At 33.2% G+C, this 17,001-nt stretch carries 13 protein-coding genes; 3 read left to right on the top strand and 10 right to left on the bottom strand.

All coding sequences use genetic code 11. The features are described from left to right. Window positions 1–309: 309 nt before the first annotated feature. Entirely contained in the window at window positions 310–2,085 is a 1,776-nt protein-coding gene (locus tag RCG18_RS15060; protein WP_308036865.1) for an oleate hydratase, read from the top strand. A 77-nt stretch (window positions 2,086–2,162) separates the two neighbouring features. On the opposite strand, the gene RCG18_RS15055 is transcribed toward RCG18_RS15060, so the two are convergent. Continuing rightward, window positions 2,163–3,551: an ATP-binding protein gene (locus tag RCG18_RS15055; protein WP_308036864.1), complete on the bottom strand. Its 1,389-nt coding sequence runs from the start codon at window positions 3,549–3,551 to the stop codon at window positions 2,163–2,165. Between the two features lie 5 nt (window positions 3,552–3,556). Then, window positions 3,557–4,267, bottom strand: coding sequence for a response regulator transcription factor (locus RCG18_RS15050; protein ID WP_308036863.1), 711 nt, complete (start codon window positions 4,265–4,267; stop codon window positions 3,557–3,559). A gap of 165 nt (window positions 4,268–4,432) precedes the next feature. Here RCG18_RS15050 and RCG18_RS15045 point away from each other — a divergent pair, with 165 nt between their 5' ends. Next, complete coding sequence (locus tag RCG18_RS15045; protein ID WP_308036862.1) at window positions 4,433–5,440, top strand: alpha/beta hydrolase; 1,008 nt, start codon at window positions 4,433–4,435, stop codon at window positions 5,438–5,440. Between the two features lie 136 nt (window positions 5,441–5,576). On the opposite strand, the gene RCG18_RS15040 is transcribed toward RCG18_RS15045, so the two are convergent. From RCG18_RS15040 to RCG18_RS15030, 3 genes are all read right to left on the bottom strand, one after another. After that, window positions 5,577–6,359, bottom strand: a complete 783-nt coding sequence (locus RCG18_RS15040; protein WP_308036861.1) for a YibE/F family protein — start codon at window positions 6,357–6,359, stop codon at window positions 5,577–5,579. 3 nt (window positions 6,360–6,362) lie between these two features. Further along, the gene (locus RCG18_RS15035; RefSeq protein ID WP_308036860.1) at window positions 6,363–7,484 is read right to left on the bottom strand and encodes a YibE/F family protein; all 1,122 of its coding nucleotides are present in this window, start codon (window positions 7,482–7,484) and stop codon (window positions 6,363–6,365) included. 151 nt (window positions 7,485–7,635) lie between these two features. Next, on the bottom strand, window positions 7,636–11,940 hold the full coding sequence (locus RCG18_RS15030; protein ID WP_308036859.1) for an acyl-CoA dehydratase activase-related protein: 4,305 nt from the start codon (window positions 11,938–11,940) through the stop codon (window positions 7,636–7,638). A gap of 266 nt (window positions 11,941–12,206) precedes the next feature. On the opposite strand from RCG18_RS15030, the gene RCG18_RS15025 reads away from it, so the two are divergent. Then, window positions 12,207–12,830 carry a TetR/AcrR family transcriptional regulator gene (locus RCG18_RS15025; protein ID WP_308036858.1) on the top strand — a complete coding sequence of 208 codons (624 nt, stop codon included), beginning with the start codon at window positions 12,207–12,209 and terminating at the stop codon, window positions 12,828–12,830. A gap of 115 nt (window positions 12,831–12,945) precedes the next feature. Here RCG18_RS15025 and RCG18_RS15020 read toward each other — a convergent pair whose 3' ends face one another. From RCG18_RS15020 to RCG18_RS15000, 5 genes are all read right to left on the bottom strand, one after another. Next, window positions 12,946–13,422, bottom strand: coding sequence for an SAM-dependent methyltransferase (locus tag RCG18_RS15020; RefSeq protein ID WP_308036857.1), 477 nt, complete (start codon window positions 13,420–13,422; stop codon window positions 12,946–12,948). A gap of 105 nt (window positions 13,423–13,527) precedes the next feature. Continuing rightward, complete coding sequence (locus RCG18_RS15015) at window positions 13,528–14,364, bottom strand: MerR family transcriptional regulator (RefSeq protein ID WP_308036856.1); 837 nt, start codon at window positions 14,362–14,364, stop codon at window positions 13,528–13,530. Window positions 14,365–14,427: 63 nt separating this feature from the next. Further along, complete coding sequence (locus RCG18_RS15010) at window positions 14,428–15,486, bottom strand: trifunctional transcriptional activator/DNA repair protein Ada/methylated-DNA--[protein]-cysteine S-methyltransferase (RefSeq protein ID WP_308036855.1); 1,059 nt, start codon at window positions 15,484–15,486, stop codon at window positions 14,428–14,430. Window positions 15,487–15,929: 443 nt separating this feature from the next. Then, window positions 15,930–16,346 (bottom strand): RidA family protein, encoded by a 417-nt coding sequence (locus RCG18_RS15005; protein WP_308036854.1) that lies wholly within the window; start codon window positions 16,344–16,346, stop codon window positions 15,930–15,932. Window positions 16,347–16,384: 38 nt separating this feature from the next. Continuing rightward, the gene (locus RCG18_RS15000; RefSeq protein ID WP_308036853.1) at window positions 16,385–16,909 is read right to left on the bottom strand and encodes a VOC family protein; all 525 of its coding nucleotides are present in this window, start codon (window positions 16,907–16,909) and stop codon (window positions 16,385–16,387) included. Window positions 16,910–17,001 lie beyond the last annotated feature (92 nt).

The raw sequence follows: 17,001 nt of genomic DNA, 5'->3' as shown, positions 1-17,001 counted from the left end.
TAATATCCACGATTTTATCTGGTATACTTTGATTTTAGATTTCTCCATTAACTTTTCTTCCATTATATCATAATCATTGATATTAAGAGATTTCTTTTATATTCTTCATTAAGAGTAAATAGCAATTTTAAAATACAACTTTCGGCATCTATACTGCCACTAAAAAATTGAATACTTATTCAGAAAGTAGAGATTATAACTTCAACATTCTGGTTAATTGGTAAAAAAGATGTTGTAGGAGTAGTGAGAATTATTGGTTTAAAAGTTGTTTATACTATAACCATAAAATAATTTTTGGAGGTTTCAGCTATGTACTATTCAAACGGTAATTATGAAGCATTTGCTCGTCCAGAAAAGCCAAAGGATGTTGATAAGAAATCAGCTTATCTTGTCGGAAGCGGACTTGCTTCGTTGGCAGCAGCTTGTTTTCTCATTAGGGACGGACAGATGAAAGGGGATCATATTCACATCCTTGAGGAAACGGGTATTTCTGGCGGAGCCTGTGATGGTATCAAAGATACACAAAAAGGGTTTATTATCCGCGGCGGACGAGAGATGGAGAATCACTTTGAATGCTTATGGGATTTATTCCGTTCAATTCCTTCTATTGAAACTGAGGGTGTATCGGTGCTTGATGAATTCTATTGGCTTAATAAGCATGATCCTAACTACTCACTTATGCGTGCTTCCGTGAACCGTGGAGAGGATGCGCATACCGACAAAAAATTCACACTTTCGGAAAAAGCTTCGCTAGAAATCATAAAACTGTTTATGACAAAGGATGAAAATTTATACGACAAGACAATTGATGATGTTTTTGATAATGAATTCTATTCTTCGAATTTCTGGCTCTACTGGCAGACGATGTTCGCCTTTGAAAAATGGCACAGTGCCCTTGAGATGAAGCTGTATATTCAGCGATTTATCCATCACATCGGTGGATTACCTGATTTCTCGGCACTTAAATTCACCAAATATAATCAATATGAATCGCTGATCCTGCCGATGATGAAATATCTAGAAGCACATAATGTAAACTTCCAGTATAACACACAGGTCACCAACGTTATCTTTGACATTAAGGGTAGCAAAAAAGTGGCAAAAGAGATTATCTGCACACATGACGGCAAGGAAAAAGCTATTGATTTGACTGAAGATGATCTGGTATTTGTCACAAATGGAAGTTGTACGGAAAATTCCACGTTCGGCGACGATGATCACGTGCCAGTGATGGATACTAATCCAGGCGAGGGCGGCTGCTGGCATCTTTGGAAAAATATCGCAAAACAGGACTCAGCGTTTGGGCATCCAGAAAAATTTTGTACCAATATAAAGGCAACTAACTGGGAATCCGCTACCGTCACCACATTAGACAGCAGAATTCCGAAATATATTGAGAAAATGTGTAAACGTGACCCATTTTCTAGCAAGGTTGTCACGGGTGGGATCATTACCGTGAAGGATTCCAGTTGGCTCATGAGTTATACATTTAACCGTCAGCCTCACTTTAAAGAACAGCCCAAGAATCAGCTTGTGGGTTGGATTTACGGGCTTTATACAGATGTCCCTGGAGATTTTATCAAGAAACCGATGAAGGAATGCACTGGGACGGAAATCGTAGAGGAATGGCTCTACCATATGGGGGTACCCGAAGCCGAAATTCCTGAGATGGCGAAAACCGGTGCTCACTGTATTCCGTGCATGATGCCCTACATTACCGCCTTTTTTATGCCGAGAAGCAAAGGAGATCGCCCGAAGGTTATTCCAGATGGCTGCGTTAACTTTGCATTTATCGGACAGTTTGCTGATACTGTTCGTGATACAGTATTTACAACTGAATATTCGGTTAGGACAGCAATGGAAGCAGTTTACACACTACTTGATGTTGACCGTGGGGTTCCAGAAGTATTCGCCTCCTGTTATGATGTAAGGGTATTGTTTGACGCTACCTCGAAGATGCTGGATGGTAAAAAGCTGACAGATATCAAACTTCCTTTTATTGCGAATTTGGTGGAAAAGAGAGCACTTAAAAAGATTTCCGGAACTATTATTGAAGAACTTCTAGAAAGATACAAGCTCATTTAAGATGAAAAAGAGAACAACGGAAGTATCTCGTTGGTTCTCTTTTTTATTAACTTTTAAATAAATATTTATACTAATATTTATATTTTTTCAACAACACTGCCTTTTACCGGAATTCTTAAAGTTACAGCTACTCCCTTATCTTTTCTATTTTCAATAATAAATTTCCCATGATGAGCATCTATAATACTTCTAACAATAATCAGTCCTAATCCATGCTTTTGATTTACTTGAGTATAAAAATAATCATCTTTATTGATTTTATCTATCTGCTCTTGTGAAATACCAGAACCATCATCAGAAACTACTATAGAAGCATACATACTATCAGCAGCTGCCTTAGGAACATTTACTGTTATACTACACCCCTCTTTATTGTGCTTAGCACTATTCGTTATTATATTGATTACAGCTCTCAAAATAAGACTTTTATCTACCATTACAGTTACATTCTCATCTTCTATAATTATATCCGTGCTGTAATTTTGAAGAATTCCGCTATTGATACAACTCACCATTGCTTCCCTTGCAATATTGCTAAGCCTAACAGTAGATAAAGTCAATGGCTGCATATTGTATTGTAAGGAAGTTGCAAGGTTTAAGTTTGCAATTAGCTCCCTTAATCTTAGAGAATTTTCAGTTATGATTTTCGCTTCTGAACGAACCTCTTCTGGTAAAGTATCATCTTCTTCAATCATCGCAGAATATCCTAAAATCATAGATAAAGGTGTTCTAACGTCGTGAGAAACTGCAGTTATCCAATTTTCAATAGCATTATTACGAAGCTTAATTTTATTATTTTTATCTATAATGAGCTCAGATGTTTCATTTATACTTTTAGCTAAATCTTTGTATATACCCTTTTCTTTTAAGCCTGTTTTCTTTTCTTCTTTTAGAGAAAAAATTCCTTTTATCAATCTATTTAACGGTTTATTTAGTACTCTAATTAGACCTATTGATAACATAATTAAAATTACTATATTAAGAGAAATTATGTATATATAGATAGTTGGTTCAGCATTCTTAGTGTTTGACGGTATAACTAAATTATATTTTTGTATAGAGCTTTTTGGATACCCCAATATAACCAAGTTTTCTTTACTTTCCCATAGAAAAACAGGATAATCCTTTAAATAACTTTTAGATAATATTGCAATATCTTTAATGCTATAATGATTGTTTATATTTTCTGGTTTATTGCAATTATAAATAACTTCACCGCTCTCATTAACAAGCTGTACCCACATACCATTATTTTTGATCATTTCTATGGTCTTTGATGATAACTGATTATTATTTTCTCTTAATTCTTGTGCTATGTTTTTTACAGTTTTAGTAGGCTCTTTGATATATGGGCTATTGCGTACAAAGTAAATAAAACCTAGATAATTCAATATAACTACTATTAATGTAATACATACAATTGTACTTATATACCCTAAAATAAATTTAAATCCATTATTCTTCATACTGATTACCTGCTTTTTATTAGTAAAGTATATCCAAGGCCCTTAACTGTTACAAGAGACTTAGGATTTGATGGATTCTCTTCTATCTTTTCTCGTATGTGCCTTATATGAACCATCAAGGTATTTTCATAGCCATAAGAATCCTCCTGCCAGGCCCGCTGACAAAGGGTATCAATGGTAACAATTTTATTTACATTTTCATACAACACAGCTAAAATAGTATGTTCCTTTGCCGTTAAATAGAATTTCTCATTATTTTTTATTACTTCTGCTTTACCTAAGTCAATTGTGCAGCAATCAAGGTGTATAATTGGCTGTGTTGGTCTTGCACTACTTGCATATGTTCTTTTTAAAATTGCATTCAGTCTTAAAGTAAGCTCTCTTGGTAAGAATGGCTTTACTATATAATCATCAGCACCAAGTCCTAAACCTAATAATCTATCTTCCGCTTCTCCCCTTGCTGTAAGAAATAATACCGGAATTTCATAATGCCTCTTAAATTCATTAATTAAGGAAAAACCATCTCCATCAGGAAGCATTACATCTAGCACTGCAATATCAGGCTTGTGATTAATTAATTTCTCCATTGCTTCTCTGCAGGAGGATGCAGTATATATGTTAGAAAATCCATCCTTTCTAAAGATAGTTTCAACCATTTTTAATAATTGAGGTTCATCATCTACTAATAATATCTTTTTATCTTTCATTAAAAACATAATCTCCACCTACTCAATTTACATATTTTTCATTATAGCATATTTAAAAATTATAAATTACCTTTTTATAAATTTAAGGTAGTTTTAAGGTAGCCTACAAGTTTACTTAATGTGCAGCTGATAAACTAAGATCAACTTAAAAATTTAGTAGAGAAGGTGAATTCAATGAAAAAAACATTTAGTAAGGTGTTGAAATACACTAAAATTGGTATGCTCAGTATACTTGCTGCATTTATAGTTTTTCTTTCTGTATGTTACATTAACAATCAAATACAGCTAAAGAAAGAAGCCAATCTTTTAGTTCCTCCTGGTAAAATTGTAGAGGTAAAAGGTAAAAAATTTCACGTATATGCTGAAGGAAAAGGTGATTTAACCTGTGTATTTATGGCTGGCTCAGGTAACGTTGCTCCTATAGTAGAGTTGAAACCCTTATATAAAAATATGTCTAGTGAATATAGAATTGCAGTAGTAGATAGAGCAGGCTATGGCTTTAGCGAAAATTCAAATGACTCTAGAGATATTGACACTGTTCTTGAAGAAACAAGAAAGACTTTGGCCTTAGCAGGTGAAAAACCTCCTTATGTTTTATTTCCTCATTCCATTTCTGGAATAGAAGCTACCTATTGGGCTCAGAAATATCCGGAGGAAGTTAAAGCTATTATTGGTCTTGATATAGGTTACCCTGAAGCATATTTAGAACATAGTTTAAATAAATCTACTTTATTTGTATTAAATGCTCAATCATTCTTTACAAAGTTCGGGTTACATAGGTTATTTCCATCTATGGCTCTACAAGAGGTTGTTTTAGATTCTAATCTCCTATCTAAAGATGATAAGGAGTTGTATAAAGCATTGACATACAAGAAGCTGCAATCAAGTGATATAGTTAATGAGCTTAATGCTATAGAAAAAAATTCAAAGAAATCTCTTGCACTAAAATTGCCAACAAAAACTCCTATTTGTATTTTTCTTCCTGTGCCTTTAATAGAAGAAGAAAGAAATCAAAAATCTACTTTCTTAAAAGAAAGATATAATTATTACAGTAACTATGTATCAAAATTTGAAAAAGGCAAAGTAATTTCTGTACCTGGTAGACATTCTATATACTTATATTCTCCAGATGACATTGCAAAGGAAAGTAAAGCTTTTTTGCGAAGTATCAGTAATCCGTAAAATGTGTATATATCTACAGTCGAAAACATAAAACACATAAAAAAGGGGCAATTGCCCCTAAAACATTTATTTTAGCTTTTTTTCAGAGCATATCGGATAACAAGTATCATATTATCCGATATCCATTATACTCCATTTAACTTTTTTTGATATAGTTTAGTTTTAGTAAATGTCTTGAGGATAGTATTTCAGATGTTATAAATGAGGTTACTGGAATTATTAGTATTATTCCTATTCCGCCGCATAAGGATTGGAAAACCTCTGAACAAAATACCTTTGCATTTACTATGTTCAAAAAAGAATAATGCAGCTCGTTAAAATAAATTATTAACGTCATAAATCCACCTATATATGCGAATAGTAAAGTATTTGTCATAGTTCCTAAGATATCTTTTCCTATATTCATACCATAGAGGAATAAGTTTTGTTTCGTTATAGTAGAATTACTTTTATGTATTTCATACAGAGAAGAGGATATGGATATAGAAACATCAATTATAGCTCCTAATAGTCCAATTAAAACTTCGCACAGTAATACTTTAGTAAAATTAAGCTGTACATAAACTGAAACAAATGCAATGGTCTCCGCTTGTTCCTTACCAAATCCCTGAATTTTTGCATTAGTTCCTATTTTATAGGTCATAAGTAAAGTCAATAATATTACTATAGTTACGGATACTAAAGATGAAACAGTTTTTGCGTTTACCCCATTTACATAAAATAAAGTAATTATAGTAATTAATACAGAAAAAATTATAGTGACTTTTATTGGTTCAAAGCCTGAACTTATTGTGATTAGCATTATAAATAAAATTAAAAAATTAAAAACTAATGTAAAAAAGGACTTTATTCCTCGTTTGCCACCGATAATCATCATTAAAACAAAGAGAATAATTAACAAAATCAAAGATGTATTCATTTCTTAAATTTCTCCAATCTTATTGTTTCTTATAAGGAACACTGAAATATAGATAGAAATAGGAATGCTTAAAACTACTCCTATGCTTCCCGTAATAGCCCTTATAAATTCCAGTGACATATTAATATTGACGATATAGGAAATAGGATAATTGTTTCTAAAGAGCAGCAAAATAATAGGTATACTCCCACTAATATAAGCGAATAATAACGTATTTGCCATGGTACCCATGATATCTTTTCCTAGTTCAAACCCTGATTTAATAAGTTCCTTTGTTTCAATGTTTGGCTTTATATCATATCTCTCTTTTACAAATGAAGCTATAGAGATGGAGATATCCATTATGCCTCCTAGAGTACCTATAAGTATTTCCACAAGAAATATATTCTCTGGAGCATGTGTTAAAAACTCCATCTCTTCAAAATGAATGCCATTCCAATTATTTAACTTAATTACTAATAAGGATATTAGCATAGCAATTAAAGTACATATTATTGTACTAACAATGGCAGAAAAAGCTTTTTTATTTCTTCCACAAACTATTGTAATTGATAAAACAATGAATAAAATACTTGCAACTATTGACCCTATTGTAAAATTAAATCCATATAAAAACAACTGAACCAATACTAAAAAAATACATATATTAATGGCTACACTACATAGAGACCTAAATCCCTTATATCCATCAATTAATAGGATTAATACTGCAAATAGCATTATAGTATAGCCAATATATTTATCTCTTTTAAAATCATTTATTTGGGAGGATATAATATTCTTATTAGCATCTTCTTTAAGCGTTACAAAAACCTCATCATTTGCCTTAAGATCTAAATCATTTATTTGTGAAAATGAAGCTTTATTTTGCAACTCTATTTCTTGACCTTTATGAGAACCATTCATAATAACTGCTTTGATTTTCTGATTTTTTATCTGTTCAGTTTCACCATTTATACCATGTGCAGTAGAATACTTTGCATCAACAGATATTATTTTTGCTATGGTCTTGTCATAAAAGCCCTCATTCTTTGATAAAAAAAGATAGCTTACTGAAAAAATGATTATAATAAAGGCTAACATTATCAAAAACTTCTTACTAAGTCTTAATTTAAAATTCTGCATTTATACTATCTCCCTAAGTGTCTTAAGTAATATTTTATGACAAGAATAGCACTTTAAAATAAACTTGTAAAGTATTGGAAAGCAGAACTCTAATCTATTTTGTAACTTCAACAAACTGTTGTTTTTTTCTCTGCTTTAAGTCAAGGAAAAGCTATGTTTCTTGTGCTGCTAAAGTTGAGTTATTAATAAATTCAGAAATCATTTTGTGTTCAGGGTAGTTTTGATATATATTTAAATCATCTATATTTTCAAAAGCCGTTGAAATCATAAGTTTTATTCTGTTTAACTGATTTACTTCACTTGCACCTGGATCGTAGTCTACAGCTACTATGTTAGTTCCAGGATAAACCCTTTTTAATTCCTTCATCATGCCTTTTCCCGTAATATGATTTGGCAGACAGGCGAAGGGCTGCATGCAGATAATGTTTTTAACTCCGCTCTCAATAAGCTCTACCATCTCTCCGGTCAAGAACCACCCTTCTCCGGTCTGATGGCCTAAAGACACAACTGATGAGGCTCCTTCTGCTATCTCTTTTATTGATTTTGGAGCATGGAATCTCTTGCTGTTTTTTAAAGCATCCTTATAAGTCTTTCTATAAAACTCAATGACATTAATGGCTGCTACTCCTAAAACCTGAGATAATTTACTTCCTGATAAATATTTGTATTTATAATTCGCATCAGAAGCACAGTATAATAAAAAGTCTGTAAGTCCTGGCATCACTGCTTCTGCACCTTCAGCCTCAACTATGCTTACAACATTATTATTAGCTGTTGGGTGGAATTTTACCAGTATCTCTCCTACCAATCCCACCTTTGGTTTAACCTGGTCAGTTATTTCAAATTTCTCAAACTCTTTTACCATAGCTCTGATATTTTCTTTAAAAATCTTTTTGCGAGCATGCTTCAAGGAGTCTTTACATATTTTAGCCCACTTTTCATACAGATTATTAGCAGAGCCTTTAATCTTTTCGTAAGGTCTGACTCTATACAGCACATTCATTAGTAAGTCACCATAAATCAATGCCATTAAGCCCCTGTTTAACAGACTCAGTGAAAGCTTAAAGCCTGGATTTTTCTCCATGCCATTAGCATTTAATGATATTACAGGGATATTTTCAAAGCCGGCATCCTTCAATGCTTTTCTTAAAAAGCCTATATAATTAGTAGCTCTACAACCTCCACCAGTTTGTGCTATCATAACTGATGTATTATTCAAATCATATTTGCCTGACTTTAAAGCTTCTATAAGCTGGCCAATAACAATTATGGCCGGGTAGCATGCATCATTATTTACATACTTTAGTCCTACTTCTGTAGCTTTATTATCTACTGAAGGCAGAACTACCATATTGTAACCTGATAGTCTAAATGCTTCCTGTAAAAATCGAAAATGTATTGGAGACATTTCTGGTACTAAAATAGTATGGTTTTTTTTCATCTCCTTTGTAAACTGAACTTTCTTATATTTATTATCTATCCTCTTAAGCTCTACATTATTTTTTTCTCTTTCTAAGATTGTAGCCTTTAAAGAACGAAGTCTTATTCTAGCTGCTCCTAAATTATTCCCTTCATCTATTTTAAGTGTGGTATAAACCTTTGAATTTCCATTTAGTATTTCCTGTACCTGGTCTGTTGTAACAGCATCTAATCCACATCCAAAGGAGTTCAATTGCACCAGCTCCAAGTCCTTTTGTGTTGCTACAAAGCTAGCTGCAGCATAAAGCCGAGAATGATATGCCCATTGATCTACTACCCTTAGTGGTCTTTCAATTTCACCTAAATGTGCTACAGAGTCTTCTGTTAATACTGCTATACCAAGTGAATTTATCATCTCCGGTATACCGTGATTTATCTGGGGATCTATATGATAGGGCCTTCCGGCAAGTACTATTCCCTTAAGGCTTTTTTCTCTCATAACCTTAAGGGTATCCTCTCCGGATTTCTGAATATCTTTTTTAAATTTCTCTTGTTCCCTATAGGCTTTCTCTACGCTTTCTCTTAGTTCATTCTCACTGATATTAAACACTTCTAATTCTTCGTATAATCTCTTTATCATTCTTCTTTTATTATCATAAGGCAGGAAAGGCTTCATATATAATATATTTTTTTCTCTTAAAATATCTATATTGTTTTTAATAACCTCAGGATAGGAGACAACTATTGGACAATTAAAGTGATTGTCTGCTTCCTTTTGTTCCAGCTGTTCATGAGTAATACTAGGATAAAAAATAAAATCTATCCCCTTTTCTATAAGGTTCATAATATGACCATGAACCATCTTGCCTGGGTAGCAAACGGACTCTGAAGGTATGGTTTCAATTCCTTTTTCATAAAGCTTGCTTGATGATCTGTCTGATAGTTCTACTCTAAAGCCTAGATTCGTAAATAAAGTAAACCAAAAAGGATAATTTTCATATATATTTAAAACCCTTGGGATACCAACAGTACCTCTTTTTGCTTCTAAACTTGGCAAAGGTTCATATTCAAAAAGTCTTTTATATTTATAATCAAACAGATTTGGAAGTGAGTTGTGTGTCTTTTGTCTACCAGCTCCTCTTTCACATCTGTTACCCGATACAAATCTTTCGCCATTTCCAAACTTATTTATGGTTAACAAACAGTTATTAGAGCATAGTCCGCACCTTGCAATATTGGTTTTAATTTCAAATTCATCTAACTGATTTTTATTAAGCAAGCTTGTTATATGTCCCTCTTCATATCTTTCTCTTGCAATTAGTGCTGCTCCAAAGGATCCCATTATCCCTGCAATATCCGGTCTTATGGCTTCCCTTTCAGACAGCATTTCAAAGCTTCTAAGCACTGAATCATTATAAAAGGTACCTCCTTGAACAACTATTTTCTCTCCTAATTCTTTGGGATTTCTCACTTTAATTACTTTAAATAAGGCATTTTTTATTACTGAATATGACAATCCTGCAGAAATATCAGCTACCGTTGCTCCTTCCTTTTGCGCCTGTTTAACCCTTGAGTTCATAAAAACAGTACATCTTGAACCAAGGTCTACGGGTTTTTCTGACTCTAAAGCTTTTGAAGCAAAGTCTCCTATGCTCATACTAAGCGAAGTTGCAAAGGTATCTAAAAAGGAACCGCATCCGGCAGAACAAGCTTCATTTAAAAGTATGCTTTCAATGACTCCATCCTTTATTCTCAAACATTTCATATCCTGTCCACCTATATCCAATATAAAATCTACTCCAGGACAGAAGAAATCCGCAGCTTTATAATGGGCTACAGTTTCTATTTCACCAATGTCCACATTTAGTGCTGCCTTTAACAATCCTTCTCCATATCCTGTGACAGTTGAATTTGCGATTTTAGCCTCTGGGGGCAAAACACTATATAGTTCCTTAAGTATTTTAATGGTAGACTTAAGTGGGCTTCCTTCATTATTTCCATAATACGTATAAAGAAGTGTACCATCACTGTCTATTAATGCTGCTTTTGTAGTAGTAGAGCCTGCATCTATGCCTAAAAAACACTCTCCCATAAAATCCTTTAGTTCTCTTCTTTTTACTAAATTTCTCTGATGTCTTTGCTTAAATTCTTCATATTCTTTTCCACTTAAAAAAAGTGGGGCTAATCTATTTGTCTCAGCTGCAGTTTCATTCCCAAATTTCTCAAGATTGCTTATTAAATAATTAAATGGTATTGGCTCTTCCTCTATAGAAGATAAGGCAGCTCCTACAGCCACATAAAGCTGTGAGCTTTCCGGAAAAATCACTTGATGATCTTCTAATTTCAATACATCAATAAATCTTTCTCTAAGCTCTGAAAGGAAAAACAATGGCCCTCCTAAAAAGGCAACATTACCTTTAATAGGCCTTCCACAGGCCAGTCCACTTATAGTTTGAATGACAATAGCTTGAAATACAGATACAGCAATATCTTCCTTTGCTGCACCCTCATTTAAAAGAGGCTGAACATCTGTCTTTGCAAAAACTCCGCATCTTGCTGCTATTGGATAAATCGTGTTATAATTTTTAGCCAACTCATTTAACTGTGCAGCATCTACCTTCAGCAGTGAAGCCATTTGATCTATAAAGGATCCTGTCCCACCTGCACAGGTACCATTCATCCTCTGTTCTACACCATCTTTAAAGTAAATAATCTTTGCATCCTCACCCCCAAGCTCAATTGCCACATCAGTCTCAGGATAATAAGTCTTTATTGCTTTTGTAGAGGCAACAACCTCTTGTATAAAAGAAACTCCTATACTATTTGCAATATTCATTCCGCCGGAACCAGTAATCATCACTGTTAAATGAGCATCCTTTAGAATTTCATATGTATCCTGGAGTATTTCCTGAAGTTTTTTCTTAATATCTGCATAATGCCTCTCATATTTGCTATATACCAACTTTTTATAACTATTAAAAACTACAACCTTTACTGTAGTGGATCCAACATCGATACCAACATGAAATAAACTCATACAAACCTCCTAAAGTGCCACCAGCATGGTAATGGCAAGTTATGTTATTTTATTGTCCATCCTTTATTACAAAATAAATACCCACTCTATTAAAATATAGGTTATTTAATAAACACTATGTTGATTAATGATCTATATGTATATTATAATATTTATAGGATTTTACACAATAAACAATATTCTTTAGTGTGTCAACTACTGAACAGAATAGAATAAATTGTTCATTAATATCCTAAAAATACAGTGAGAACTAAGGAAGTGTAACTATGTTAAAGTCGGAAAATGATAGAAGAGCTATTCGAACAAAAAAAATGATAAGAAAAGCTTTATCAGAGCTAATTGAAGAAAAGGGACTTAACAACATCTCTATTACTGACCTGACTACAAGAGCGGATATAAATAGAGGTACTTTTTATCTTCATTATACTGATAAATACGACTTGTTAGAAAAAGTTGAAGATGAAATAATGCAGGAAATTCAAGAGCAGACAAAAGGTATTGATTACATAAATATGATGAACATAGATGTTGTAAATGAGCCTATACCTTTTATAATAAAACTTTTTGAGTATTTTAAAGAAAATGCAAATTTCATGAAAGCTATTTTAGGCCCCAAAGGTGACCCTTTATTTCTTAGAAAACTTAAGAAATTCACAGAAATCAATTTATTTGAAATGAAGCTGGTTAAAACATTTAATAAAGAAAACATGTTGATTCCAGAGGAATATTTTATATCCTACCTTATTTCGGCACACTTAGGCGTAGTTCAGCAGTGGCTTGAAAGCGGTATGAATAAATCTCCGAAAGAAATGGCCTTAACATTATCTAAAATGTCATTACTTGGTCCTTTTCGGGCAGCTGGATTAAAAAACAACACTGATAGAAGGTAACTAAATTTTTTTTAATGAGCATCTAAAAATAAGAATAAGAACCTTATCTAATTGCTAAAGTTCTTATTCTTATAAACCTTGATTTGTTGTAAAAATATTATTCCTGTGCCACTGATTAAAAATTAAACTCCTCTTCCCAATTAAATTCCCCAGATTTTTCTAAGCTCTTAGGCCAATGACTGCACCATTCTGGAACCTGAGGAGTTTCCACTCTGTCAAGACTTGGTGTATATGGTTTTAAATCAATGACTGGAGTACCATCATTTGCATCAATATAGGCAAGTTGAATCCTACCATTTTCGTGATCAATATAGATGGTTTGTGCAACAGTCAGAGCTATTGGGTTCGGTCTAAAGGGTGATCGAGTAGCAAATATCCCCAAAGTGGACGGACCTTTTTTATAAGGCGAGGAAGCTTCTAATACGCTTCTAGACTCCTTATTGTCGCAGCCATCAAACCACCAAATAACATCTACATGGCTAAAGCCATCTAATCCTTTTAATGCAGGAATATAACTTTTATTCAGTTCTATGAACATTCCCTCCTCACATATTTTGATTTTTCCTATTGGGTTTACTAATAATTCTTTCATACTAAAACCTCCATTTTTTATTCTTCAACCTTACTGTAAACCCTATCACCATGTGAGAGTCAATATATAAAAATATAACCAACAGAAAAATTTCTGCTGGTTATATCAAACAATGCTATATACTTGTTTTTCTACAGGAATTTGAATTTCCGTTAGATACTTGACCGGTTCCTTCTCATTCCACGGACCTCTATGACATATCTGTCTGTTTTGACCTGTCATTTTATATTGGTTATGCTGCATCAGCCAATGTGCAAAGGTCTCATATGCTGGTCCAATATTTTCAAAGGGTCCGTATACCATAGCACAAGCCATTGTCTCCACTCTCTCTGTTTCACGAAAAGTAAAGCCTTTTTTGCTTTCACCCATATGATTCACAACAACACAAACTTCAACATCTACATCAGCATCCTTGTATTCCACATCATGATAGATTGCGAAATCGCTGCTGTTTTTCGGTATATCAATATTTTCTTCCTTTATAAAGTTGAACAATTCCTCCCACAGCATACCTTCACTAAAGTAGTTAGGAATAATTTTTCGTAGTGAAAGTACCTGATAACTAGGTATGCTTTTAAGAGAAACGTTGTAATGCATTGATATTTTTTCTTCCATAATGTCATTGATCGCAATATCAATTTTAGCAAGTCTTTCTTGTTCCCTATTTATTATTGATTCTATTTCCTGACGTTTGTTTTTAAGCTGATTTGTTATAAAAGTATTGTCCCAATTGCTTAAGGCTACTGCAATTTCTGAAACATTAAAGCCTGTATCCCGCAAAAAAATTATCTTATGTAAAGCATGTATTTGCTCAACAGAGTATAATCGATAACCGGTGAATTGATCAATTTGAGCAGGTTTTAAAAGACCTGTTTCATCATAGTATCTCAACATTCGTATAGAAACCTGCGTTAGTTTTGAAAACTCCCCTATTTTAAACACTTTAGCACAGCCCCTCTTTTTGTATTTAGACCTAAAACTGAGTTATATTTTTATTCTAACTTATTATGATTCATTGTTATATTTACGCTCATGATTGATTAACCATTTCTTTCTTTCTAAACCACCACCATAACCTCCCAGCGTACCATCTGATTGAATCACTCTATGACAAGGAACTATAATTGACAGTTGATTTGCTCCATTTGCATTTCCAATTGCACGCATTGCTGAGGGCGCTCCCATTTTGATTGCTAGCTCTTTATAGGAAGATGTTTCTCCTATATCTATTTCCATTAATAAATTCCAAACTTTTTTCTGAAAATCAGAGCCAAAAAACATAATAGGTGTTTTAAATTTTTTTAGTTTTTTTGAAAAATATTCATTTAGTTCATATTGTATCTGTTTTGATATTTGAGTTTCTCCTGGAATTATAGAAGCATTTAATCTGTTACGCAACCGCTCAATTTCTCTTTCCAGTCCACGGCGATCTACAAATTCAAGTAAATATAAAAACTCTTCATCAACAATGCTCAACATTGGTCCTAAAATTGTGTCCATCCAATTTGCATAAAGTATTTTTATCTCTTTGGATTTGATAGGTGGCCTTCCCATAATCTTAGAAAATGCGTCATAAAAACCACTAGAAGAATCATAACCTGAATCTATTTGTGTATTAATTACTTTTTCACCACTTTTTATTGCTTTCATAGCGATTCCCATTCGTCTTGCTCTTGCATATTGTACAAATGTCATTCCGTATTTCTTCTTAAACTGTCTTCTAGCTGTGGCTGCATGGATTCCAAGTTCAGCAAAGTCTGAATCATTCCATCTTTTTTCTGGATTTTCTTCAACAAGATTTACCATTTGCTGAACAATAGGTGATAACTCTTGAGGATATGACAAAGGTTTACATCTCTTACAAGGTCGAAGTCCAGATAATAAAGCTTCTTCTGCTGTTTCGTAGAAATCGCAATTTTCATATTTGGGCTTTCTTGCAGGGCAAGTCGCATGACAAAACACTCCTGTGGATTTAATTCCTGCGAAAAAAATACCATCATATTCTGAATTTCTTTCTATCAAGGCCTTATAGTATATTTTCTTTGTATTTTCATCAGTAATCATTTAAGATACCTCTTTTTCCTATGCTTTAAAAGTTCTATTTGATTATTTTCATAATAACTGTTTAAATTATTTAACACTATATCATAAAATTTTTCAATATTATTTTCATCACTTTCATTATATAAAAAGTATAGAGATGGACCAAAGCTAATTCTAGCACTTTCTACACTCCAAATATTTAATAATACTACAGGCTTATTTTTTTATGTAGGCTTCGAAATAATTTTATTTTTTCATTTATTGTCATATTATGACCCCTTTCATAGTTGATAAAATTATTATAAAGTTATCCATAATTTTATGCATACGAAAAATGAACATCTATTTTTTAATTAATGTTGCTAATATAATACTGTAGACACAAGAAGCCAAACAGCATAAAAAATGGAATACACCAAATAAGGCATATCCCATTTATACTCATAGAATATTAAGATACAACTTTAGTCCTTATCCTCAATAACGGCAATTCCGTCTATTTCAAGAAGGCAAGCTGGACGCGCAAATTCCGAGACAAATAGAACGGTGACTAAAGGTGGATTCTCTAATAAACCAGCCACTTCTTGGAATGCTTTGTAACCAATTCGCGGATCGCATCCACTGAGTAAATAGATATTAAGTTTAACCAGATTGGCAAAACTTGCATTTTCAGAAGCTAAAATAGTCGCGATATTATTAAGCGCTTGCTTTGTCTGCAATTCCAAATCACCGGCTCCAATCAGCTCACCTTTTGAATTAGTAGCATTTTGTCCGCCTATATAAATTGTTTTTGCCTTTCCGCTTACGGTAATCGCTTGACTAAATGCTTTTGATACGAATAACCCCTCCGGGTTTTTATGCTCAATTTTAAATTCACTCATAATTTTTGCTCCCTTCAATCAAATCTATCCTTTTATTTTTATGTGCTTTTAAAGCTATCCGCCCATTCTCTTACTCTACAGGTGCTTTCTTCTTCTGATAAATCCTCAATCCTGGTCATAATGGACCATCTTACCCCAAAAGGATCCAAAATGCTCCCGAATCGATCACCTGAAACAAAGTTAACAATCTTTTCCCTGACTTTTGCTCCCCTTGCCACTGCATTTTCAAACACCTGATCAACATCTGCAACGTAAATTGCCAAAGAATAACATGCATTATCCTCAGTTGGCGGCAAGACCAATTTGTATGACGGATTCTCTGCTCCCAGCTGCAAAAATCCATTGCCAAAATCTAATTCCGCATGAACAACTATCTTATTACCATTTCCATCAAAAAATTCAGTAATATCCTTAACCCTTGCATTAAAAACTGTCTTATAGAACTCTATTGCTTCAGAAGGATTCTTCACTACTATAAATGGTGTTATAGCTGTAAAGCCGTTGGGTATTCCATTCTTTGTATATTTACCTGTTACTCCTGTATATTTTTTGCAATCAGCCATTTTGGTACCTCCTTTAAATTATGCCAAAATATTATTAAGCATGTGTTCATTGGATCGAATTCATCAAGCGTAATCAATCATTTATTTGGATC

The sequence above is a fragment of the Clostridium sp. OS1-26 genome (assembly GCF_030915445.1).
In the GTDB taxonomy this organism is placed as follows: Bacteria; Bacillota; Clostridia; order Clostridiales; family Clostridiaceae; genus Clostridium_AM.
This window is presented reverse-complemented; position numbering and strand designations above follow the sequence as displayed.